This is a genomic window from Micromonospora sp. NPDC050417 (assembly GCF_044458865.1).
Taxonomy (GTDB): Bacteria; Actinomycetota; Actinomycetes; order Mycobacteriales; family Micromonosporaceae; genus Micromonospora_G.
Map to the genome: position 1 here is coordinate 67,388 of NZ_JBITIH010000016.1, position 23,021 is coordinate 90,408.

Annotated in this window: 20 protein-coding genes; 10 read left to right on the top strand and 10 right to left on the bottom strand. The window is 70.0% G+C overall.

The window, feature by feature from the left end; genetic code table 11:
* Window positions 1–8 precede the first annotated feature (8 nt).
* Entirely contained in the window at window positions 9–1,058 is a 1,050-nt protein-coding gene (locus ACIBF5_RS21050) for an NAD-dependent epimerase/dehydratase family protein (RefSeq protein WP_396814062.1), read from the bottom strand.
* Window positions 1,052–2,365, bottom strand: coding sequence for an aspartate aminotransferase family protein (locus tag ACIBF5_RS21055; protein ID WP_396814312.1), 1,314 nt, complete (start codon window positions 2,363–2,365; stop codon window positions 1,052–1,054). The genes ACIBF5_RS21050 and ACIBF5_RS21055 overlap by 7 nt, the downstream gene beginning before the upstream one ends.
* A gap of 275 nt (window positions 2,366–2,640) precedes the next feature.
* On the opposite strand from ACIBF5_RS21055, the gene ACIBF5_RS21060 reads away from it, so the two are divergent.
* The 3 genes from ACIBF5_RS21060 to ACIBF5_RS21070 all read left to right on the top strand — a co-directional run bounded on the left by ACIBF5_RS21060 (window position 2,641) and on the right by ACIBF5_RS21070 (window position 5,255).
* Entirely contained in the window at window positions 2,641–3,642 is a 1,002-nt protein-coding gene (locus ACIBF5_RS21060; protein WP_396814064.1) for a glycosyltransferase family 2 protein, read from the top strand.
* Window positions 3,639–4,355, top strand: a complete 717-nt coding sequence (locus ACIBF5_RS21065; RefSeq protein WP_396814066.1) for a polysaccharide deacetylase family protein — start codon at window positions 3,639–3,641, stop codon at window positions 4,353–4,355. The genes ACIBF5_RS21060 and ACIBF5_RS21065 overlap by 4 nt, the downstream gene beginning before the upstream one ends.
* A gap of 93 nt (window positions 4,356–4,448) precedes the next feature.
* Complete coding sequence (locus ACIBF5_RS21070; protein ID WP_396814068.1) at window positions 4,449–5,255, top strand: BTAD domain-containing putative transcriptional regulator; 807 nt, start codon at window positions 4,449–4,451, stop codon at window positions 5,253–5,255.
* A 59-nt stretch (window positions 5,256–5,314) separates the two neighbouring features.
* Here the strand turns inward: ACIBF5_RS21070 and ACIBF5_RS21075 are convergent, their stop codons facing one another.
* The 5 genes from ACIBF5_RS21075 to ACIBF5_RS21095 form a co-directional block, all read right to left on the bottom strand.
* On the bottom strand, window positions 5,315–5,983 hold the full coding sequence (locus ACIBF5_RS21075) for a class I SAM-dependent methyltransferase (protein WP_396814070.1): 669 nt from the start codon (window positions 5,981–5,983) through the stop codon (window positions 5,315–5,317).
* A 27-nt stretch (window positions 5,984–6,010) separates the two neighbouring features.
* On the bottom strand, window positions 6,011–7,012 hold the full coding sequence (locus ACIBF5_RS21080) for a lysylphosphatidylglycerol synthase domain-containing protein (RefSeq protein WP_396814071.1): 1,002 nt from the start codon (window positions 7,010–7,012) through the stop codon (window positions 6,011–6,013).
* The gene (locus tag ACIBF5_RS21085; protein WP_396814073.1) at window positions 7,009–8,076 is read right to left on the bottom strand and encodes a glycosyltransferase family 2 protein; all 1,068 of its coding nucleotides are present in this window, start codon (window positions 8,074–8,076) and stop codon (window positions 7,009–7,011) included. Before ACIBF5_RS21085 ends, ACIBF5_RS21080 begins: the two co-directional genes overlap by 4 nt.
* A 195-nt stretch (window positions 8,077–8,271) precedes the next feature.
* Window positions 8,272–9,384 carry an endonuclease/exonuclease/phosphatase family protein gene (locus ACIBF5_RS21090; protein WP_396814075.1) on the bottom strand — a complete coding sequence of 371 codons (1,113 nt, stop codon included), beginning with the start codon at window positions 9,382–9,384 and terminating at the stop codon, window positions 8,272–8,274.
* Window positions 9,385–9,560: 176 nt separating this feature from the next.
* On the bottom strand, window positions 9,561–10,781 hold the full coding sequence (locus ACIBF5_RS21095) for a glycosyltransferase 87 family protein (protein ID WP_396814077.1): 1,221 nt from the start codon (window positions 10,779–10,781) through the stop codon (window positions 9,561–9,563).
* 330 nt (window positions 10,782–11,111) lie between these two features.
* Between ACIBF5_RS21095 and ACIBF5_RS21100 the strand changes: the two genes are divergently transcribed.
* Entirely contained in the window at window positions 11,112–15,491 is a 4,380-nt protein-coding gene (locus tag ACIBF5_RS21100; protein ID WP_396814079.1) for a S8 family serine peptidase, read from the top strand.
* A gap of 81 nt (window positions 15,492–15,572) precedes the next feature.
* Here ACIBF5_RS21100 and ACIBF5_RS21105 read toward each other — a convergent pair whose 3' ends face one another.
* Entirely contained in the window at window positions 15,573–15,884 is a 312-nt protein-coding gene (locus ACIBF5_RS21105) for a DUF6289 family protein (RefSeq protein ID WP_396814315.1), read from the bottom strand.
* 420 nt (window positions 15,885–16,304) lie between these two features.
* Between ACIBF5_RS21105 and ACIBF5_RS21110 the strand changes: the two genes are divergently transcribed.
* The 5 genes from ACIBF5_RS21110 (at window position 16,305) to ACIBF5_RS21130 (ending at window position 20,339) form a co-directional block, all read left to right on the top strand.
* Window positions 16,305–16,517 (top strand): hypothetical protein, encoded by a 213-nt coding sequence (locus ACIBF5_RS21110; RefSeq protein ID WP_396814081.1) that lies wholly within the window; start codon window positions 16,305–16,307, stop codon window positions 16,515–16,517.
* The gene (locus ACIBF5_RS21115) at window positions 16,501–17,019 is read left to right on the top strand and encodes a DUF6879 family protein (RefSeq protein WP_396814083.1); all 519 of its coding nucleotides are present in this window, start codon (window positions 16,501–16,503) and stop codon (window positions 17,017–17,019) included. Before ACIBF5_RS21110 ends, ACIBF5_RS21115 begins: the two co-directional genes overlap by 17 nt.
* The gene (locus ACIBF5_RS21120; protein ID WP_396814084.1) at window positions 17,000–17,851 is read left to right on the top strand and encodes a helix-turn-helix domain-containing protein; all 852 of its coding nucleotides are present in this window, start codon (window positions 17,000–17,002) and stop codon (window positions 17,849–17,851) included. Before ACIBF5_RS21115 ends, ACIBF5_RS21120 begins: the two co-directional genes overlap by 20 nt.
* Before the next feature lie 551 nt (window positions 17,852–18,402).
* Window positions 18,403–18,648: a hypothetical protein gene (locus tag ACIBF5_RS21125; protein WP_396814086.1), complete on the top strand. Its 246-nt coding sequence runs from the start codon at window positions 18,403–18,405 to the stop codon at window positions 18,646–18,648.
* A gap of 143 nt (window positions 18,649–18,791) precedes the next feature.
* Entirely contained in the window at window positions 18,792–20,339 is a 1,548-nt protein-coding gene (locus ACIBF5_RS21130; protein WP_396814088.1) for an MFS transporter, read from the top strand.
* 33 nt (window positions 20,340–20,372) lie between these two features.
* Here ACIBF5_RS21130 and ACIBF5_RS21135 read toward each other — a convergent pair whose 3' ends face one another.
* Entirely contained in the window at window positions 20,373–20,789 is a 417-nt protein-coding gene (locus ACIBF5_RS21135; protein ID WP_396814317.1) for a winged helix-turn-helix transcriptional regulator, read from the bottom strand.
* Between the two features lie 108 nt (window positions 20,790–20,897).
* Between ACIBF5_RS21135 and ACIBF5_RS21140 the strand changes: the two genes are divergently transcribed.
* Entirely contained in the window at window positions 20,898–21,440 is a 543-nt protein-coding gene (locus ACIBF5_RS21140; RefSeq protein WP_396814090.1) for a PaaI family thioesterase, read from the top strand.
* A 63-nt stretch (window positions 21,441–21,503) separates the two neighbouring features.
* Here ACIBF5_RS21140 and ACIBF5_RS21145 read toward each other — a convergent pair whose 3' ends face one another.
* Window positions 21,504–22,961, bottom strand: coding sequence for a PLP-dependent aminotransferase family protein (locus ACIBF5_RS21145; RefSeq protein ID WP_396814092.1), 1,458 nt, complete (start codon window positions 22,959–22,961; stop codon window positions 21,504–21,506).
* Between the last annotated feature and the right edge of the window lie 60 nt (window positions 22,962–23,021).

The following is a 23,021-nucleotide window of genomic DNA, read 5'->3' on the forward strand; positions in this document are numbered from 1 at the left end:
CCCCCGGCTCAGAAGAAGATCTTCGCGAAGGCCAGGGCACCCTGCCGCCAGGGATCGCGGCTGGTCCGGCCGCGCTGTCCGGCGCGGCCCGACCCGTCTCCCGACGCGTCCGATGGGACCTGGTGCCGCTCCTGGCGCCACCATTGGTAGGTGTGCAGGATGGCGTCGGCGTTGGAGAACGTGGGGGAGAAGCCGAGGCGCTGCCGGGCCTTGTCGATGCTCACGTACGAGTCGCCCATGAGTTTGTGCAGCAACCGGCCGTACACCGGAGAGAGCCGGGTGCGTTCCAGCAGGCCGAGCGCGGCGAGGGCGGGGCGGGCCGGCATCGACACCACCCGTTTGCCGTGGCCGGCCGTGTCCAGCACCGCCTGGAAGTCCTCGCGCAGGGTGCCGAACCGTTCCGCCCCGAGGTTGTAGGTGTCGTTCGCCACCTCGTCCGGCGCGTGCAGCACGGTCACCACCGCGTCGACCAGGTCCTCGACGGCGAACATCTGGATGCGTACGTCGCCTCGGCCGAGCACGGGGAAGTTGCGTCCCTCCTCGGCCCACTCGAAGAGCATGGCGAACAGTCCCATCCGCCCGGGACCGAGAAAGGTCTTCGGACGCAGGATCGACACCAGCGCCCCGTCGGCCCGGTGACGTTCGGCGATTTCCTCGGCGGCTGCCTTGGCCGCGCTGTACGGGTCGACGGGCGCGCGGGGGTGCTCCTCAGGGGTGGGCACCACCTTCGGCAGGCCGTACACGGCGGTGGAGGAGATGTGGACGAGGTGGCGTACCCCGGCCCGATGTGCCGCGCCGAGCACGTTCTCGGTGCCGTCCACGATGATCGAGCGGATCTCGTTGGTGGGGTAGCTGGGCAGGGCCGCGGCGCAGTGGATCAGGGTGGTGGCGCCGGCGGTGGCGCGGGCCATCACGTCCGCGTCCCGGATGTCGCCGATGACCCGGGCCCCGGGCCCCGGGCGCAGGTCCACCCCGCGTACCTCGTGTCCGTCGGCGGCGAACCGCTCGGCCAGCCGACCACCGAGCATGCCGGCGGCCCCGGTAATCGTGATCACCACAGCGACGACCCCACCTTCTGCGCGACGAACCGGGTGACCAGTCGGGTCAGGCCGTGGCTGAGGACCTCACCGAGCGCGTCGGTGGCGCGCTGCACGTCGACCGGCTCGGTGACCAGCGAGGGGCCGAGGATGAGTGGGTTGAGGCCGTTGAGGGTGTAGTAGGTGAAGATCTGGTGGTCCTGGTAGAGCGCGTTGATCACCGCGCAGGTGACCAGCTTGGCCTTGAACCTCGGATCCCGGGCCATGCCGGCCGGGGCGATCCGGGCCACCAGGTCGAGGATCTTCGGCCCACCGTCGATGTGTACGCCCCAGAGCGCGCCGGCGCCGGCCACCCGCCCGACCGCGTCCGGGAATTCCTTCGCCAGCCGGTGCAGGGCCGGTTCGAGTACGCGCTCCAGTTCCCGGGCCCGCCCCGGAAAGTCGTCCTCCACCACGATGTTGATCGCCTCCAGGGCGGTGACGCACTCCTCGCCCATGCCGTAGTACGTGGTACTGGTGCTCTGTAACAGCGCGTCGGTGAGGTTGTCGTACGCCTTGCGGAAGATCGGCTGGCGCGCGACGAAGGCCGAAATGGACGACTTTCCGCCGCCAAAGGACTTGCTCGTGGTGAGTACGTCCGGCACCAGACCGGGGTAGCGCATGAAATAGAACAGGCTGCCGGTCTTGCCCCACCCGGTGTAAATCTCATCGAAGATGAGCACTATGTCATGTCGGTTGCAGAGCTCGCGGACGCCACGCAGGAACTCTTCGTCGCACCACTGTATGGTGGACGCGCTGAACGGCTCGACGATCAACGCGTAAACGTCATCGGGATGGGCCGACACCGCCGCCTTGACCGACTCCAGGTCGCCGTAGGTGAAAGGAACAATGCCGGGAATGGTGGGGAAGGCGAACTGCGGTTGACCAGTCAGACCTCCCGATCCGAGCAGCTTGCCATGGAATCCGCAGTCGGCCCGGAGGATCTTCTGTCGTCGGCCGCCGTGGTACTTGTAGGCGAGCTTCACGGCGCCCTCGACCGCTTCCGCGCCCGAGTTGGGCAGGAACGACATGGCGAGGTCGCCGGGGAGGAGCTGGGCCAGGTTGTGCCCGAGCGCCGCGAGATAGGGCGAGAAGTACGTCTTGTGCACTTCCATCCGCCGTTGCTCGGCGAACCGCTGCCGAGCCGCGAGTATGCGGGGGTGGTTGTGCCCGTGGTTGAGTACGCCGACGCCGCCGGTGAGGTCGAGGATGCGCCGCCCGTCGCGCAGCACCAGGTACGCGCCCTCCGCGTGGTCGACCAATTCCCGGCCGAACCCGAAGGAGGTCATGAGGCTGACCTGGCTGGAGTTCACGTATCGGCGATAGAGGTCATGCACCTCACGAACAGTGAGCCGGTCGCAATCGTCGAGGCTGACCAAATTGGACATACTGCGACGCTATAGATCGGTCCGGAATCTTTTCTGGACTGGTCCTGGACGGAACCTTGACTACGTAAGGCAACGCTTGCCAGTGTGAAACAGGGTCGATAGCGTGGGCGCGGCACGATCGTTTTCGATGCGTCAATGTCCTGACCATTAACCCCCGCCCTGGTGAGGTTTTGATCATGCGCCCGACGGTGTCGGTCATCATCCCCGCGTACAACAGTGCCAAAACGCTGCGGGCATGTCTCGAAGCCGTCTACGCACAGCGACACCCCGTCACCGAAGTCATCGTCGTCGACGACGCGAGCGCCGACGAGACCCGGGCCATCGCCGGCGAGTTCCCGTGCCGGCTGCTGGTCTCCGACCACAATCGCGGACCCGCCGCCGGACGGAACCGGGGAATTCGGGCCAGCACCGGCGAGCTGCTCTTCTTCGTCGACTCGGACTGCGCTCCGGAGCCGGACGCGCTGGAGAACGCCCTCGCGATCCTCCGGGACCAACCCGACGTCGCCTGCGTCCACGGCATCTACGCGCTCCGGCCGATGTTCGACGACGGGCCGGTCGAGGCGTACCGGCTGCTGCACGGCCACCACTGGCGGCTGCGCAACGTCGGACGGGTGCGTACCACGCTCTTCGCGGTCTGCGTCACCCGCCGGGTGGCGTTCGACGAGGTCGGCCTCTTCGACGAGAACCTGCGCGCCTCCGAGGACGTCGAGTTCGGCGACCGGCTCGCCGGCCGGTACGCGACCGTACTGACCGACACCGTGGTCTGCCGGCACGACGACGACAGCCACCTCGGAAAGCTCCTGCGCAAGCAGTTCGGGCGCTCGCAACTGCTGGTCCCGGTCGCCCTCGCCGAGCGTGGCCCCGCCGGCATCCGCGCCAACACCCCGGCCGGTCTGCTGACCGCCCTGCTGGTCCCGCTCACCGTGCCGCTGGTCCTGGTCGGCCCGCTCTTGCTGCTGCTGCCGCTCGGTTTCTTCGGACTTTTCGCCGCCGCCGAACCGGCGTTACTGCGATTCGTCCTACGTCAGCGTGGTCCCGGGTTCGCGGTGTTCTTCTACGGCGTACATCTGCTGGTCCAGTGGAGCGTGATCGCCGGGGCGGTGGTCGGCGGGCTTCGGCACCTGACGGACCGGGACTTCGGCCCGACCCGGGTCGCACCGGTGGAGCCGCACCGATGAACACCGCCCCGGACCATGCCGTGTCGCCCTGGGCGTACCTCTCCGCGCAGGCGTTGCACTATCTGTTCTTCGCGGTCCGGGGTCAGCAGTTCCTGCGTCGTCAGGCCACGGTCGGCGGTCGCCACTGGCCGGCGTTCGGCGTGCCGGGCCCCGGAGTGGCGCTGACCATCGACGACGGTCCGCACCCGCAGTGGACGCCCCGAATGCTCGACCTGCTCGACCGGCACCAGGTCCGGGCCACCTTCTTCCTCATCGGCGACCGGGTGCGCGAGCGGCCGGAGCTGGTACGCCGGATCGTCGCCGCCGGGCATGCCATCGGCAACCACTCGATGTCGCACCCGCAGCCGTTCGCCGCGCTTGCGCCACCCCGGCTGCGGGCCGAGATCGCCCGGACCCAGGCCGAGATCGAGGACGCGGTCGGTCTGCGCCCCGCGCTGTTCCGCGCCCCCGGTGGCAACTGGTCCCCAGACGTCCTACGAGCCACGGCGGAGATTGGGCTGACCGCAATCGACTGGACGGTTAACCCGAGCGACTGGCGCAGCCCGGGCGTGTCCCGGATCATCCGTTCCCTGTCTCGCGGCCGTCCCGGTCAGGTGCTGCTCTGTCACGACGGCGGGGGAGACCGTTCGCAGACCGTCGAAGCCCTCGACACCGTGCTACCCCGAATGCTCGACCGCGGGCTGCGGTTCGTCATTCCCGGCGACGGTCGGTAGCCGGTGAGCGCGCTGGAGCGGTCCCCACCGGAGCAGGGGAGCAGACGTTGGGAAGCCGGGTCACGGGGTCGACAGCTTGAGTGGGAGAGACCTATGCCGGACGACGACCTCTCGATCTTGCTCCTTGGGCCGATCAGGGCCGAGCGCTGCGCGGTGAACCTCTACCTCGGTACGCCCCGGCAACGGGAGGTGCTGGCAGTGCTCGCGCTGCGCAGCGGCATGGTGATGTCGGTGGCGCAGATCGTGGACGCGATCTGGATCGGCCGCCGGCCGAACTCGGTCGAGAACATGGTCCACACGTACATCGGACGGCTGCGCCGGGTCCTGGAGCCACCCGGTCGCCGACCCGCGCTCGCCCGGGTGCTGCGCTCCACCCGTCCCGGCTACACCCTCGACATCCCGGACGGCTCGGTCGACATCACCCGGTTCGAGTGGGACATCAAGCTGGCCCGCGCCGCCCGTGCCCAGGCCGACCTGCCGCAGGCGCTGCGACTGTTCCAGTTGGCGTTGGGGCGCTGGTCCGGACCGGCGTTGCAGGAGGCCACCGGACCGCTCGCGGAGGCGGAGCGGATCCGCCTGACCGAGCTGCGCCAGGACGTCGTCGAGGAGACCACGGGCGTACGGCTGCTGCTCGGTGACGACGAGAACCTGATCTCGGAGCTGCGTTGGATGCTGGCCGAGCAGCCGATGCGGGAGCGGCTCTGGGAACTGCTCCTGGTTGCCCTCGGACAGACCTCGCGCCGCGCGGAGGCGCTCACCGCCTTCGAGGACGCCCGGGTCACCCTGGCGGACCGGCTCGGCGTCGAGCCGGGACACCAGTTGCAGGACCTGCACCGCAGATTGCTGCGGAGCGAACCGGTCGCGGTACGTCCGTGGTGGGACCGGCGCGTCTCTGTCTGACCGGGTGATCGGCCACCCCCGGGGCAACGGGTGTGACCGGTCACCCGGGACGGCGGGAGCTAGGATCGCGCGGCCTCGCCGGTCAGTTCCCCGGGAGACGGGCTCGTCGGCAGGGCCGGAGCCGCGAGGACGAAGAGGGCACCGGTCGGCCCGTCGCCGAGTCGGGTCGGGATCTCCGCCACCAGGGGTAGGCCGCAGTTGCGGATCAGGCGGACGAACTCCTCGGTCTGGGACACGTCATAGACCTGCACCACGATCCGCCCACGTGGCGTGAGCAGCGTGGGCAGGCGGCGCAGCAGCGCCACCGATTCGGTGCCGGACAGGTAGTAGATGACCTCGCGCAACAGGATCGCGTCGTAACGGTCGGTGGACCGGAAGTGACGGATGTCCGCCACCTCGAACGAGGTGTCCGGCCGGGCGAGCGCCCGTGCCTGCGCGATCGCCTGACGACTGATGTCGACACCGTGGTAGTGCCGGTACCGTCCCGGCGTCAGGGGCAGGTTGGCGCTGGTGCCGCAGCCGAGATCCAGAATGGTCGGTCGGGGTGCCCACGATTCGATGAGCGACAGCGGTACGGTGCCGTCGGACATGCCGTCGAGATAGCTCCAGAGTCCCAGTGCGTACTGCGTGTCCCACATCGCCGCGTTGATTCTGCGATGGGGGCGGACGAATATCCGTACCGGTATTCTGGTCAGCCGGGACAGGGCCTGGAACAGTCCTTTGGACATGAGATCACCGACATTCCTCGACGTGATTCAGGTGACGGACGGATCGGGTACGGAATGAGCCGCCCCGGGTGCCGGATCGGATACGGCCCGGCGACGGTGCATGTACTGCGCCAAGGCCAGGCCGCCGGCACCGATGGCGACCTCGCTGAGCGCACAGACCAGCCGACTGGCGAGCACCACCGGAGTGGCGATCGACACCGGCATCACCGTGGCCAGTCCGACCATGAGCACGGCCTCCCGTACGCCCAGCCCGTCGGGGACGACCATGACCAGGAGGCCGGCGACGGTGGCGGCGGCGAACCCGGCCACGCAGATCAGGTACGACCGCACCGGCGGAGCGCCAGCGGTGACGGCGAGGAGCCAGAGGTGGTGCCCGGAGACCACCCAGGACAGTGACTGTGCGGTGATCGCCCGACGCAGTCCGGTCGGAGAGGCGCTGACCTGCGGCGGTGGCCGCCGTAGCAGTCGGCTCGCGGTGGTGAGCCCTCGGTCGAGCAGGTGCGGCCGGGCGAAGAGGATCACCAGTGGGACCGTGGCGAGCAGCATCCAGGCGGCGCTGCCACCGAGCAGTGCCGGCCCTGCGGCGAGCCCGACCGTCATGCCGGTCAGCGCGACGACGGCCCAGCTCAGCACGAAGACACCGGCGAGCCGGACCGGCCCGACGTTGATCTGCTTGCCCAGTCGGAGCAGCACCGGCAGAGCGACGAACCGGCCCGGTACGAACTTGGCGAGGAAGCCCACGAAGAAGATCCGGTAGGCGGTCCACCGGCCGACCGGGGCACCGAGGTCGACGAAGATCGCCCGCCAGGAGACGAGCCCCAGCAACAACCCGGACGCGTTGATCAGCACCGCGGCGACCAGGGCCGCTCCGACCTGGATCGGATCGAGTTGGGCAGCCAGGGTCCGCACCGGTGCCCAGTCCTGGTCGCGTACGAACAGCACCAGGCCGATCGCCAGCCCGACCACGAAGACCACGACCAGCACCTGGTTCAGCAGTCGCCACCAGCCGAACCTGTCCGGGGCGCTCACCGCTGCGGCTCCGGCGCCACCGGCCGGAACCGACCGGGACCCGCCCGCCGGACGAGCGCGCGGACGACGCCGACGGTCAGGCCGACGAACTCGGTCAGGTGGGTGAGCAGGCGCATCACCGTGGCGAAGAGCAGGAAACCCGGCCCACGTTCGCGTCGGGCGAAGCCGAGCAGCTCGCGATCGGCGGTGAGGAAGACCGCCAGCAGCCCGAGCGGCACGGCGAGCAGCCAGGGGGAGAGCATGGCCAGCGGCACGGTGGCGACCGCCAGCGAGCAGGCCAGCATGCCGGCGACGGCCGCGAGGTCGACCCGGTGCGGCGTCCGCCCGTCGTCCCGACGCCCGGTCCCGGCTCCCGGGACGGGTGGATCGGCCGCCGGTCGCGGGGCCCACCGGGCCAGGACCACCGCGTCGGCATAGGTCAAAGCCCGGCGGTACAGCTCGGACACGTACGGCCAGAGCCGGTCCACGTCGTCGTGCCGGCCGACCACCTGATCGCTCGTCCGGATCTCGTACGTCGCCGGCAGCCGGGTGCCGAACTCGATGTCCTCGGCGTCTCGCAACCCCTCGTCGAAGCCTCCTACCAGCTCGAACACCGCTCGGGGTACGGCGGTCAGGGCGAACATGGTGGTGGTTGTCAACCCGGCTGCACGGCGCCGCCAGAAGTGCTCGAAGAGCGTTTTGTAGGACTCGACCGGCCCGTCGGGGAAGAGCGGGTGCAGATCGTAGATGCCCTGGACCACCCCACAGTCGGGATGCTCGCGCAGGACCCGCAACGCGTTCGCGAGGGCGTCCGGCGCCAACGCGATGTCGGAGTCGACGAAGAAGAGCACGTCCCCGTCGGCCCGCGCCGCCCCGATGTTGCGCGCCGCGGAGACGCCCATGTTGGTCGGGAGCCCGACCAGCGTGCAGTCGAACTCGGCGACGATCTGTCGTGACCGGTCGGTGCTGGCGTCGTCCACGACGAGCACTTCGGCCGGGGCGTGGGTCTGCGTGTGGACAGCCGTCAGGCAGGCCCGGATCGTCTTTTCCTTGTTGTAATTCGGAATGACCACCGACACTCGCACAAATCGAGGCTAGCGCCGAGGCGACTGGAAAACAATGGCCGTGAATGTATTCGTCGAGCGTCGTCGGATTTTGTACGCGGCCCGGCGTACGACAATTTCGCGCGTCTATTTCCGCGCCGCGATCCCAGGTGGCGTGGCACGGTGACGGCGGTGTTCACGGCGCCCCCGAAAGGAATTCTGCGTCCCCGCCCGGGATCACCCCGGCGTTATCACCAGTTCTTGTGAGCGGTGGTCGGAGACTCCGCCGGCCGGGCCGAACCGGTAGGAGTGGACGCGGACACCCGGCGAGACGAACGCCCAGTCCAGCCGCCAGAGCCGGGGCCACGGGGGAAGGTCGGACCAGGACGCCGGATACAGCGAACGCATCGCGTAGCTGGCGTCGCGCAGCCCTTCCGGAAGGTCCCGCAGGTCACCCATGGCAGGGCTGGTGTTCAGGTCACCCGCGAGCAGGATCGGATTGTCGTTGGTGGCCACGTCCCGGGCCAGCGCCCGCAGTTGCGGCTCCCGCTGACGGTGCTGCTCCCGGAGAACCCGGTAGAAGTCCGGGTGGAACGGACCGGTGTCGGGCGACAACTGCACCGGCAGGTGCGAGTTGTACGTCGACAGCACCCGACCGTCACCCAGATCCAGATCGGTACGGAGGGTCTTGTACAGCCAGTGGTCGGTGGAGCCCGCCGCCGGTGGTGGCATGTCCGGCGCCACCAGTGGGGTCTGCCGCAGGATCGGGAAGCGGGAGAGGGTGACGAGTTCTCCGACAAGCGCGACGTGGAAGCCGGGGAACTCGGCGCGCAGTCGGGTCGCCGCCGGGTCGAGCGGTTCGGGCGTCTGCGCGTACCAGTACTCCTGGAGCAGGTAGACGTCGGCGTCGGCCTCCCTGAGCAGGCGGTAGAGCGCCTCGGTCTCGCCGCCCTCGTCCCAGTAACCGGTGTTCCAGGAGAAGACCCGGATCGCGTTCGCCGGGGCCGGGCCGTCGCCGCCGCGCCAGGCCCGCACGTTCACGCCGGACTGGGCCGCGCCCAACAGCAGGGCGGCGGCGGCGAGCAGTGCCACCGGCCGCCGCGACCGTCGGCACGGCGCCGCGCCCACGGCCAGCACGACCGGGATGACCAGGAAGAACAGCGGCGGAATGGCATCGACCGCGAGCCAGAGCCACCACCGGCCGCTGAGCACCAGGTGCGCCACGGTGAAGGCCAGCCAGAGCGCCCCGGCGGCGACCAGGGTCGAGTAGAGCCACCAGCGCCAGCCACGCCGTGGCCGGGTCGGCTGCGCGACCGGCTCGGTCGGCGCCTGCGGTGCGGTAACCGTCACGCGGCCCTCCACGGACCGGGTCGGGACCGGAGCGGCGGCGTCACGCCGGCGACCGTACCCGTGCTTGCCAAGGACATGACGTGACGTTACCGAGCGGGTGCGGGTTTCGTCTGGACCGACGGTGGACGGAACCTTGACTACGTTCGGCGACGTACCCGCCGACGGTGGGCGGTCGGTCATGCGGCACCGACCCGGGGCCGACCACGCAGGTGGAACGGGAGGTAGCCGAGCGCGGCGAGCCCGAGCAGTACGTAGAGGTTGCTGTAGACCAGCCCCGGCCCGTGGAAGTGCAGGTCCCAGCCCTGGAGGCCGGCGAGCACGCCGGTGGTGGAGGCGACCAGGACGAGCCAGAGCGCGGCGGCGACGGCGAGGCCGTGCCGGCTCCGTGTCGACCACGAGCGCCCGGCGACCAGGACCAGCGCGGGCACCCACCAGACCCAGTGGTGGTGCCACGAGACCGGGGAGACCAGCAGGCCGGTCGCCGCGCAGGTGAGCACTCCGAGCAGGTGGTCACCGGTTCGGGCGCACCATGCGGCGAGGGCGACTCCGGCCACCGCGACCAGGGCCGCCACCGGGAGCCACACACCCTGGACGTCGGCCGAGTCGGCGAGCCGGGCGAGCGCGCCGTGCAACGACTGGTTCAGGATCGTACGGGGGTCGCCGGTGACCCGGGACGAGTCGAGCAGCGCGCCGCCCCAGAACCGGGACGAGTCAGCGGGGTGCCAGGCGAAGCCGACCGCCACCGTGCCGAGGAATCCGGCCAGCGCCGTACCTGCTGCTCGCCAACGACCGGTCGCGACCAGGTAGACCACGAAGACGAGCGGGGTGAGCTTGATTCCGGCGGCGACGCCGACGCCGAGCCCGTACCAGCGGCGACCGGGATCACCGGTCAGGTCGAGGAGCACGATCAGCATCAGGAAGAGGCCGACCTGCCCGGCCTGGAGATGCCCGGAGACCGCGAAGAGCGGCAGCGCGGCCACCGTGGCGACCAGCACCGGCAGCGTCGCCGGCCGGGTCGTCGGTACGGCCGCCCGCCAGCTCACCTGGATCACGGCCAGCAGCGCCAGGACCGAGGCGAAGGCCCAGAGCCCGATTCCGACGTCCACGCCGAGGTGTGCGAGCGGCTGGAACAGCAGCGCGGCGAACGGTGGGTACGTGAAGCCGAGTTCGATTCCGTCCGCGCCCCGGACCACGGCGTCGTACAGATTCCCGTCGCCGGTCGCGGCGGCCGTCGCACCGGTGCGGTAAGCGGCGAGGTCCCACCAGAACTGCCCGGTGACCCGGTGGACCACCACGGCACCGGCCGCGACCAGTGCGGCGAGCACCACCGGTGCGAGGGTGGGCAACGGGCGGCGGGACCGGAGGCGGTTCGGCGCCTGGGTGGTCAGAGCGGACATCGGCACCGCGTCTCCCCTCGGGTTCGCCAGCGAGGAAACGGTAGCGAGCGGGGCCCTACGGTTCCTGGAACCGACCTGGATTACCCAGCGTCGTCCCCGAGCCGGATCCGGCCCGCTGTTCCGGCGAACTTCTGGGCCGAACGTATTGATCTTGAGCGTTGTTGATCAGAAGATGACCGGGGTCCGGTGTGGACGGTCATGGATGGCCGAACACCGACCCGGCGGTACCGGACATCCCGGACCCGTCGATGCCGGCGCCACGATCCCATCGGGCGCCGCTGGACTGGAGGAAAGTTGTCAGCACGACACACACGTCGAGGCGCGGGCCGGATGCTCCGACCCGCCGTCGCCATCGCGGCGGCCGTCGTCCTCGGCTTCACGGCCCCACCGGTGGTCGCCGTCGCGGCCCCGGCTCCGGCCTCGGCTCTGGTCGACAATCAGGTGCTCAGGGAATCGTCCGGCGCCGGCGGTACGACCTTCATGGTCTATCTGAAGGAGCGGGCCACACTGGACGCGGCGGCGAGGCTCCGTGACGCTGACGCCCGTTCGGCCGAGGTGCACCGCCAGTTGACCGCGACCGCTGATCGTACCCAGTCCGGCCTGCGTGGCCTGCTGAACACCAAGCGGGTGCGGTACACCTCGTACTGGATCGCGAACGCCCTGCGGGTCGAGGGGGACCGGGCCCTGGTCGACGCGATCGCGGCCCGGCCCGAGGTCGCCCGGATCGAGCCGGTGCGGACGTACGAGGTGGTCGAGCCCGCGCCCGGGAACACCGCCGCCAAGGCCGGTGCGGCCGGGGCCGAGTGGGGGATCGCCAACATCGAAGCGCCCCGGGTCTGGGACGAGTTCGGTGACCGGGGCGAGGGCATCGTGGTCGCCAACATCGACGGTGGCGTCCAGTACGACCACCCGGCACTGGTCGGCAAGTACCGGGGCAACAACGGCGACGGCACCTTCACCAACGACTACAACTGGTACGACCCGTCCGGCGTCTGCACCGGGGAAACGCCGTGCGACACGTCCGGCCACGGCACCCACACCATGGGCACCATGGTCGGTGACGGCGGCGCCGGCAACCAGACCGGTGTCGCGCCCGGGGCGAAGTGGATCGCCGCCAAGGCGTGCGAGGGCTCCTGGTGCTCGGACGCCTCGCTGCTGAACGCGGGTCAGTGGATGCTGGCCCCGACCGACCGCAACGGCCAGAACCCGCGCCCGGACCTGCGGCCCGACATCGTCAACAACTCGTGGGGCGGCGGCCAGGGCAACCTCTGGTACAAGCAGGTCGTCGACGCCTGGCGGGCGGCTGGCATCTTCGCGGTCTTCTCCGCCGGCAACTCCGGTCCCGCCTGCAACACCGCCAACTCGCCGGGCGACTACCCCGGGTCGTACGCGGTCGGTGGCTTCAACGTCGCCAACCAGGTCTACTCCTACTCCAGCCGGGGTAGCTCCTCGGCGGACGGCGGAATCAAGCCGAACATCTCCGCGCCGGGCGAGGACGTCCGGTCCACCTGGCCCGGCAACGGGTACGCGACGATCAGCGGCACCTCCATGGCGGCCCCGCACGTCTCCGGAACGGTGGCGCTGATCTGGTCCGCCGCGCCGAGTCTGCGGCGCGACCTCGCCGCGACCGAGAAACTGCTCGGTGAGACCGCCATCGACGTCGACGCGACGGAGTGCGGTGGTACCGCCACCAACAACAACGTCTTCGGCGAGGGCCGGCTCAACGCGTACCAGGCGGTGCTCAAGGCGCCGCGCGGCGACGTCGGCCGGATCAGCGGTCGGGTCACCGACGCGGCCACCGGCGAGCCCCTGGCCGGTGTCACGATCACGAGCGGCGGACCACACGGCGTCACCGGTGCCGACGGCGGCTACACGTTGAGCCTGCCGCCCGGCGAGCACACGTTGACCGCCAGCGCGTACGGCTACACGAGCCGGACCGTGGCCATCACCGTGGTCGTGGGCGGCACACTGACCGAGAACTTCGCGCTGGCACCGCAGGAGATGGTGACGGTCTCGGGCCGGGTGACCGACGGCTCCGGCCACGGATGGCCGCTCTACGCCAGGATCGACGTCAGCGGTCGGCCCGGCGGCCCGGTCTTCACCGACCCGATCACCGGAAAGTACTCGTTCACCGCGCCGGCCAACACCGCGTACACCCTCGGCACGACGGCCCACTACTCCGGATACCGGAAGGTCACCAGCACCGTGCCGGTGGCCGACGTGGCGAAGACGGTCAACATCAAGGTCCCCGTCGACCACGGCTGCGCCGCCGCCGGCTACTCGGGCAGCTTCACCGCGCCGCTGTTCCCCACCGAGACCTTCGACGGCACCGGGGTACCGACGGGCTGGTCCGTGGTCAACCGCACCGAGTCTCCGGGCTGGGCCTTCGACGACCCGGGCAACCGGGGCAACTCGACCGGCGGTAGCGGCAACTTCGCGATGGTCGACAGCATCCGTCAGGGTCTCGATGCCCGCCAGGACACCGACCTGATCTCCCCGGTGTTCGACCTCAGCAGGGCCGGCGCGCCGTACCTGCGGTTCAACAGCGACCTCTACGCCACCGCCACGGACGACATGGGCGACGTCGACGTCTCCACCGACGGCGGTACGACCTGGACGAACGTCTGGCACGGTGACGACTACCGGCGCGGCCCGGTCCAGGAACTGGTCCCGCTCGCACCCGCCGCGAACCAGGCCAATGTCCGGGTGCGGTTCCGTTACACCGCCAACTTCGGCTGGTGGTGGGGGGTCGACAACGTCGAGCTGATCAACCGGGCCTGCACGCCGACCCCCGCCGGCCTGGTCGCCGGGTTCGTCACGGACAAGAACACCGGTGTCGGACTCAACGGGGTCACCGTCGCCAGCCCGGACGCGTCGGCCGAGACGGCGGTCACCGCGGCGACGCCGCAGGACCCGAACATCCCCGACGGGTTCTACTGGTTCCTCTCCACCCTGACCGGGTCCCACCCGGTGGAGGCGAACCTGCGTCCGTACCAGGCGGTGCGCAACGAACTCGCGATCGACGTGGACCGGGTGAACAAGGCGAACTTCGCCCTCAAGGCCGGGCGGATCACCGTCAGCCAGACCTCCGTCGAGGCGAACCAGCCGTACGGCAGCACCCGGAGCACCTCGGTCACGCTGAAGAACACCGGCAGCGCGGCAGCGACGGTGGAGGTTCTGGAGCGCGCCGGGCAGTTCGAGGTGCTTGCCCCAAAGGCGGCGCCGCTGGTCGAACAGCGGGTTTCCGGCATCTCGAAGGGCATGCGCGGAGCCCTCTCCGCCAGCACCGGGGCGTCGGTCCCCGGGCCCGCGAACACCGGGCCGCAGTCGACCGACCCCGCGTGGAGCCGGATCGCCAACGCCCCGGCGCAGATCTCCGACAACTCCGCCATCAACCTCGGTGGCAAGGTCTACTCCGTCGGTGGCGGCTCGGGTAGCGGGTCGGAGCGCTCCACCTGGGTGTACGACCCGGACACCAACGTGTGGAGCGGGTTGCCCGAGATGCCCAGGGGGCGTGCCAAGGCGTCGGCGGCGGCGGTGAACGGCAAGATCTACGTGCTCGGCGGCTGGTCTGCCGAGGGCTCCCCGATTCCCTCGGTGGACGTCTTCGATCCGCAGCAGGGCACCTGGAGCACGCTCGTCGGTGTGCTCCACCCGGCGCCCCGCGCGGCGGCCGGCACGGCCGTGGTGGATGGAAAGATCATCATGGTGGGGGGCTGTGCCGACGCGGACTGCACCGACACCAAGAACCTGGTGATCTTCGATCCGAGCAGCCGTACGTTCACCACCGGGGCGGACTACCCGGTGGCGGTGTCGTACGCCGCCTGTGGCGCTGTCGGTGGCGGCGTCTACTGCGCCGGTGGCATCTCCACGGGGACCTACCGGGACACCTACGGCTACGACCTGGCCGCCAACGCCTGGACCCGGCTGCCCGACCTGCCGATCGATCTGTGGGGCTCGCAGACCACCGTGGCCGGCGAGACGCTGATCGTGTCCGGCGGTGTGACCGCGAACTCCAGCGTGATCACCAACCGGACGATGGCCTACGACCCGGCCGGCCAAGCCTGGCGGGATCTGCCGAACGCCCAGGTCGCGGCCTTCCGGGGCGCGATGGCCTGCGGGGTGTACAAGATCGGTGGTGCGGTGGGCGCCACGGTCACCAGTGAGTCCGAGCGGTTGAGCGGACTCGGCGACTGCGCGACGGCGGGGGCTCCGTGGCTCCAGACGACGCCGGTCAGCTTCACCCTGGCGGCGGGAGCGTCGAAGACGATCGCGCTCACCCTGACCGCGACGCCCGAGGCGGGCATCGCCCAGCCCGGCACCTACCGGGCCCAGCTCGGGTTCCGGGCGGACACCCCGTACCCGGTGTCGACGGTCGACGTCAACGTCGGGGTCGCCGCCCCCGCCGACTGGGGCAAGATCCAGGGGACCGTTACCGGCCAGAGCTGCGACGGCCAACGGCTGCCGCTGGCGGCCACCGTCCGGCTCAACCTCGCCGGTACGGGTGGCAAGACCGGCTACACCCTGCGGGCCGACGCCCAGGGGCGCTTCGTCTACTGGCTGCCGGCGGGCGCGTACCAGGTGGTGGTGAGCCGGGAGGGCTGGACACCGAAGGTCAAGCAGCAGAAGGTCGAGGCCGGCTTCACGCTGACGTACGACCTGGTGCTCGCCCCGGCTTCGCCCTGCGGCAACCGGGCGGGTGGGATCTGACGAGGATGCTGCCCTGAGTGACGGCGGTGGCTGTCGGACCCCGACGGGGTTCGGCGGCCACCGCCGCGTGGCTGGCGCCGGTCAGAGAGGTTCGGGGCACTGCGCGCTGACCATCTCCAGCCAGCGGGTGGTGGTGCCAAACGAGTCGACGGTGCCGTCACAGAACTTGGTCCGGCCGCCGACGACGGTCTCGAAGGTGGCGGAACTGTAGTAGGTGTACGTGCACTGGTACCCGGACTTGCAGACCGGGATGGCCTGAGCGGGTGAGGCGGGGCCGACCAGGACGACGGCGGCACCGGTACCGTGCCCAGGATGCCTGGCGATCCGGGAAGTCCGCGCAACCCGCGCCGACGGCCGAGGTCTCCGGTTCCACCCGCAAGACTGACTGACGATCGTCTGGGCGGACGGGACGAAGGCGCCCGCCTACGAACTGGTCGCCTAGCTTCCAACCGGACGGAACGCCCTCGGCACCGCCCGGGGGCGTTCTGCGTTCTGCGGGTGACATTGCGGTAACGCGGGGTGTGCGGGAGGCGCGCGGGGTGATGGAACTGCCGGAAGTTCCGTCATCTTCATATAGCTGCTTTAGAGGGCTTCCCCTCCTCCTCTACAACCTGAATGGGGGGATGACGAAACTTTCGGGTTCCGTCGTCCGAGGAGGTCTCGCAGGGCGTCACCGGCCCGCCCTGGGCAGACCGAGGGGGCGCCACCAGACCGCCGCCCCCGGCACTTACTTCAGGGCTTGACGCCCGTACATTCAGCAACCACGATGCTCTGACCGCAACTTTCCGCAACCACGAGGACAAGGAGCGAACCGTGAAGTTAACGTTCGTGGGTAAGGATCCGGAGTCGAACCCGACCGGCTCTCCCACCGTGTACCGCACGGACCGGGGTAGCTGGGTGGTCCAAGGCTGGGTGAGCGACCAGGGCGCCCTCGCGCAGATGAACATCCCCGATGGGGAGAGCTGTGTCGAGATTCCCGACAGGATGCTTCAGTTCTTCAAGGAGGGCCGTGACCCCGATCAGTGAGGCCGAGTTCGACAGCTTGCTACGCACCTTCGAGCGTGATTCCTTGCACCTGGAGACGCGCGACGCCTACGGAACGGCGATCGAACTGCCGTACATGGCGAAGTGGGCAGCGGGCGAGCCGGACGACCTCGCATGGCTCGGCGACTGGTGCAGCACTCTCCGGAAGCACGTGAAGGCGGGCAAGTCGGTACGCCGCGCCCGCATCGTTTCCGAACCCCTGAGCGAGTATCAGCGGTGGTCACACAGCATCGCCGGCCCAATGGTCGAGGCGGGTGAGGACATCCGCTGGGTACCGCGTCGCCTCGTTTCGTCGGTCCCCATCCCCGGTAACGATTTCTATCTCTTCGATAACCGCCTGGCCGTCTTCCTGATCTACACGGGTGGCGGTCTGAATGCGGCAATGCTGTCCTCCACTAACCCGGCAGACCTTGAGCTATGCCGATCGGCGTTCGAGGCAGTCTGGCACTTGTCCATACCCCACTGTGACTACCAACCCGTCTAGCGCTGCCCGCCAGGCACAAGACGCGCTTGGCGTCCGCCTCAGGGAGATCCGCAAAGATGCGGGCCTCTCTGGGCGGGTGCTGGCCGAGGCCACCGGCCAGCACTACACCCGCGTCAGCAAGATCGAACACGGCGTACAGCCCCCGACCGACGCCGATATTCGCGCTTGGTGCCGGGTGTGCGACGCAGATGACCAAGCCCCAGACCTAATTGCCACGCTGCGCGCCGTCGAGTCTGCGTATCTCGAATTCCGCCGGCAGGGCCGAGCGGGCATGAAACGGGTTCTCGGAGCACACACCGTCGCACTGTACGAGCAGACCAAGCTGTTCCGGATTTACGAGCACAACGTCATACCTGGCCTGTTTCAAACGGCGGATTACTCAGCCGCGATGCTGTCGTTCTGGATTGATTTCCTCGAAACTCCTAATGACCTAGACGAGGCGGTCGCGGCGCGGATGGAGCGACAGCGGGTCATCTACCGGCGTGGTAAACGGTTCGCGGTGGTGCTAGAGGAACAGGCGCTTCGAACGTGGTTCGGCGACGCCGAGACGCAGGCCGGACAGCTCGACCGGCTGCTAGCCGTGATGTCGCTGCCTAACGTGTCAGTCGGAATCATCCCGCTCATGACCGAACGCGGGGCCGTGCCGTCGGCGGGGTTCTGGATCTTTGATGACGGCCTAGCTGCCCTGGAAACCCCGACAGCCAGCATCGAGGTCTCCCGCCCGCACGAGATCGAACTTTACGGTCGTATGTTCGAGCGCCTGCAAGCCGCCGCCGAGTACGGGCGGCCCGCCCGCGCGCTCATCTCCAAGGCGCTCGCCGAACTGGATTGACGCAACAACTCGCAACTTCGTGGACCGCCGGCCGCGCACCGTCCTAGGTTCAGACGGACCCGACAACGGCGCCGCACCGGAGGAGATGCGCGATGTTTGTCTTCCGTCGCTGGTCCGGCTGGCCCTGGAAGAGGCTCGCCCGACCCGTTCCCGAGCCGACCACCGCAGTCCCGCACCGCCGCGTCTGGCGCGGACTCCGCCGGTACTGCGTGTGTGGCCTGCCCTGGCCCTGCCTGGACAAGGGCGCGCCCCCACAGGGCGCGCCGCGCCTGCACGGCGGCGCTCCGGTACAGCGCCCGGCGTGGGCTGTTGAGCCGACGGCAACCTGGGTCCGCTACTCACCCTCGGGCAGCGCAGCTTCGAGGAGAGTAGCCCGGCAGCACCAGAAGGCGCCGCAAAAAATGCAGAACGGGCCCGCCCTGGACGCGCGTTGTCTTCCCCGTGGACGACGCCCAAGGGAGGGTCTTTTTTGTTTGCCGTGAACACCACCCGTGACCCTGGCCCACTTACTCGGTGTCACCGAAACCCGGACGTCGAGGGAGACCCGAACCATGTCTGAATTCTCCGCCGTAGCCGCGATCACTGCGCGGATGGTCGGCGCGAGCCCGGCCGATCACCCCTTCGTCAACGAGCCAATGTCGGTCGAGCTTCACGAAGCCGTCGCCCGCCTGCTCAACGAAATCGGCGTAGCGCTGACCGCCTTCGCGGCCTGGCCCGGACGTTCCACGCCGCTGTCCAGGCGAGTCCGTCCACATCGGATGGCGGACTCGACACATTCTGTGACGGTCACCCTTTGAGAGCAACGGGTAGCCGGAGGATTCCGTAGAGTGCCAGCATCCGTAGAACCGGCACGAGCACACCTTGCGAACGCGGTATACGCCCTGGCAGACGTCATGATCGGCGAGGATTGGCCTGGGAGGCCCGTACCGAAGGAACAGCGATGAACCCGACCCGCGACGACCAGGCCGGCGGTCTGGTCCGGTACGGCCAACCCGCAGGCCGTTGGGTGCTGCTCGCCACCGTGCTCGGCTCCGGCCTGGCCTTCGTCGACTCGACCGTGGTCAACATTGCGCTGCCCCGCATGGGTGACGACTTCCACGCCGATGCCGCCGCCCTGCAGTGGACCGTCAACGGATACACACTCAGCCTGGCCTCGCTGATCCTGCTCGGCGGCTCGCTGGGTGACCGGTTCGGCCGCCGTCGGATCTTCGTCGTCGGCGTCGTCTGGTTCGCCATCGCCTCCTTGCTCTGCGGGTTGGCGCCGAACGAGGGAATCCTGGTCGGGGCTCGTGTCCTGCAAGGCATCGGTGGGGCGCTGCTCACCCCGGGAGCGCTCGCCATCCTCGGTGCGTCGTTCCATCCGGACGACCGGGCCAAGGCGATCGGGGCGTGGTCGGGCCTGGGTGGCATCGCCGGTGCCCTCGGGCCGTTCCTCGGGGGGTGGCTGGTCGAGGTCGCCAGTTGGCGGCTGGTCTTCCTGATCAACGTACCGCTGGCGGCGGTGGTCGCGCTGGTCGCGATCCGGCACGTACCCGAGTCGCGTGATCCCGACGCGCCCCACCGGTTCGACGTCGTCGGGTTGCTCACCGGGGCGGCGGGTCTCGCCGGTCTCACCTACGGGTTCACCGAGTGGCCGACCGCCGGGCCGCAGTCGCCGACCGTGCTGGTCACTCTGGCCGTCGGAGTCGCCGGGATGGTCGGGTTCGTCGTCGCCGAACGGCGCTCGCCGCACCCGATGCTGCCGCTGGAGGTCTTCAGTATTCGGGCGTTCAGCGCGGTGAACCTGGTGACCTTCGCCGTCTACGCCGCGCTCGGCGGCGTGTTCTTCCTGGTCGTGTTGAATCTCCAGGTCGTCGTGGGGTTCAGTCCGTTGGCGGCGGGGACGGCGATGCTTCCGGTCACCGTGCTGATGCTGCTGCTCTCGGCCCGCGCCGGGGCACTGGGGCAGCGCATCGGCCCGAGGATCCCGATGACGGTCGGGCCGGCGGTCTGTGCCGGGGCACTGGTGCTGTTCGCCGGTGTCGGGCCGGGGGCCACCTATCTCTCCGGGGTTCTGCCGGCGGTGCTCCTGCTCGGCCTGGGACTCTCCCTGACCGTGGCGCCGCTGACCGCCACCGCGCTCGGCTCGGTGAACGAGCGGCACGCCGGCATCGCCAGCGGTGTCAACAACGCGGTTGCCCGTGCGGCCGGTCTGCTCGCGGTCGCCGTCCTGCCGCTGGCCTCGGGGATAGGCACCGGCAGCCTGACCGACGCCGCCGACCTGGGGCCGGTCTACCGGGTGGCCATGCTGATCTGTGCGGGGCTGCTGCTGCTCGGTTCGGTGATCGCACTGGTCGGCATCCCGTCCCGGCTTCCCGGGCAACGGCGGTCGGCGGAGCCGGAGGTGGCAGCAGACGCCGCCGAGCCGATCAGTCCGGTACGGGTTCACTGCGCCGTGGACAGCCCACCGCTGCACCCGCAGCCGGCCGAGGCGTCGGAGCGACAGTAGTCGAAGTCGGTGGCACTGCGGCGTGCCGACCGGTCAGCGACGGCGCAGTCCCGGTCCGGGCCGGGGCACCACGGCCCGGGGTGTGCTCACCTCGTGTCCGTCGGCGCAGCGCAGTTCGATCCGGACCGGCGCCTCGCAGTCGCGGTGGGCGGCGACCAGGGGGGAACCCTCCGGGTCGGCGAGGTAGCGGTCGCCCCAGGTCAGGAGTGCGACCAGCACCGGCCAGAGGTCGAGTCCCTTCTCGGTGAGTCGGTATTCGTGCCGCTGTCGGGCACCGGGCTCTCGGTACGGTTCCTTCCGCAGCAGCCCCTGGTCGACGAGTCGGGTCAGCCGGTTCGTCAACACCTGCCGGGGGATGCCGGTCCGTTCGCGCATGTCGTCGAAGCGGCGTACGCCGGTGAAGACCTCGCGGAGCACCACCACGGTCCAGCGCTCGCCGAGGATCGCCATTGCCCGCGCGATGGTGCAGTTGTCCGGCTCCCAGTCCAGTGGTGTCGAGGTCACACCGACAGGCTAGGTCTTGTTGACAGACTCAGCAACGCCTGCGACGCTGCGTCTGTGACTCAGACTCAGCAGGCCGGCGTCGTGGACGAGATACCGCAACCGCGCAGCCGTACCTTCACCTGGTCCGACCCGGCGATCAACGCGGCGAGTCTGGGGCGGCGCGGCGGCCTCGAACTGCTCCGTTCGATGATCGCGGGAGAGCTGCCGCCACCACCGGTGATGCACCTGATCGACATGACCCGGATGACGGCCGACGAGGGCCGGGTGACCGTCGAGATGCCGGTCCAGGAGTTCCACTACAACCCACTCGGCAGTGTGCACGGTGGAGTGCTCTCCACCCTGCTGGACACCGCCGCCGGCTGCGCCGTGCACAGCACCCTGCCGGCCGGAGTCGGTTACACCTCACTCGACCTGAACGTGAAGTTCCTCCGTCCGGCGACCGTGGCGTCGGGCGTACTGCGCGGTGAGGCAACGGTGCTGCAACGCGGACGACGCACCGCGCTGGCCGAGGCGAAGGTGCTCGACAGCAGCGGCAGATTGATCGCCCACGCCACCTCCAGTTGCCTGATCTTCGAGCTGGAACCACCGACGACCTGAGCCGCGATGCCGGTGCCACCGTCGTGGCCCGGCCTGCGGGAACGGCTCCACCGAAAGCGCCGGCTACCCTGCCGTGGCGAGGACGTCGACCAGGCGGGACATGCTCAGCCGCAGCTCCGCGTCCGGTTGGTGCCCGAAACCGATCACGACTGCCGGCGGCACCGCCCGCCCCGAGAAGTGGTACGGCGACAGCGTCGCCACCCGTACACCCTGGGCGAGCGCCAGGTCGGCGACCCGACGCGGGTCGAGCCGATCCGGCAGGTAGAGCACCTCGGTGTTGACCGCGTGCGGGGCGCCGAGCCGGATCCGGCGCAACGGCGAGACCGCGGACTCGACGATCCGGCGACGAGCGGTGAAGCGGCGGTCGAGCCGGTGCATCAGCCGGACGATCACTCCGTCGCGCAGCAGCGACGCCAGCGCGAGCTGGGTCAGGTACGGGGGCTGCCCGGCGTACTCGCCGAGCAGCCGACCGACGGTGGCGGTGAGATCGCGCGGCACCAGGGCGTACCCGAGGTTGAGTGCCGGGGTCAGCAGCTCGCAGAAGCCTCCGACGAGGACCGACCGCGCACCCGCGGTCCCGTACAGCCGGGGTAGCTGACTCACCGAGGGCCGAAAGACCGCGTCGCAGGCGATCTCGACGACGTGCCCGCCGCTGCCCGCAGCCCAGGCCACCGCCGCCCGGCGTCGTTGCGCCGAGAGCACGTGTCCCAGCGGCACCTGGGCGTCCGCGCTCAACACGATCGCCCGGCAGGCTGGTCCCACCCCGTCCAGCCGGGCGCCGTCACGGTCGACGGGCAGCGCGGCCGGGCGCTCCAGGTCCCCGCCGGCCGCCCGGTGCAGCGCAGGCGGCACCGGCTCCTCGATCGCCACCTGGCGTCCCCGCAGCCCCAACGCGTCCAGCACCAGCCGCAACCCGTGCGCCGTGCCACCGGTGATCACCACGTCCCGACCGGCGAGCGGCACACCCCGGCTCCGGGCCAGGTGCTCGGCGACCGCGCGGCGCAGCTCGGGCAGGCCGAGTGCGGGCAACGGCTGCGCCGGCGGCCGGTGGAAACTCGCCCGTCGCCACGCCGCGCGCCAGGCGGGCAGGGGGCACGCCTCGATGTCGACCTGTCCCGGCCGCAGGTCGAGCACGCCGACCCGGCCGGGCGGTACCCGAGGGCGGGTGGGTGCCGTCCGGCCCGCAGGTGCTGTCAGCCGCCGTGTGTCCAGGGTCGGGCCGGCCCGCCCCGACCGGCCGTCCGGCTGGCGTGGTGCCGGGCGGCCGGCGACGTACGTCCCCGAGCCCGGCTGGCTCTCCAGGTAGCCACGGGTGAACAGCAGTTCGTACGCCGCGGTCGTCACCCCCCGGGAGACGCCGAGCAGCGCGGCGAGCGTCCGGGTTGACGGCAGTTGCGTCCGGCAGGCCAGCAACCCGTGTTCCACGGCGGTGCCGACCTGCGCGGCGATCTGCTCGTGCAGCGGTTCCCGGCTGTGCCGGGTGACCGTGATCGGAATGGTGAGGATGGTCTGGTGCCGCATGACCCAGGTCTACGGAACCCGGGCTGCAAGCCGGTTGTGCCACGGTTGTGGCGAGCCGCC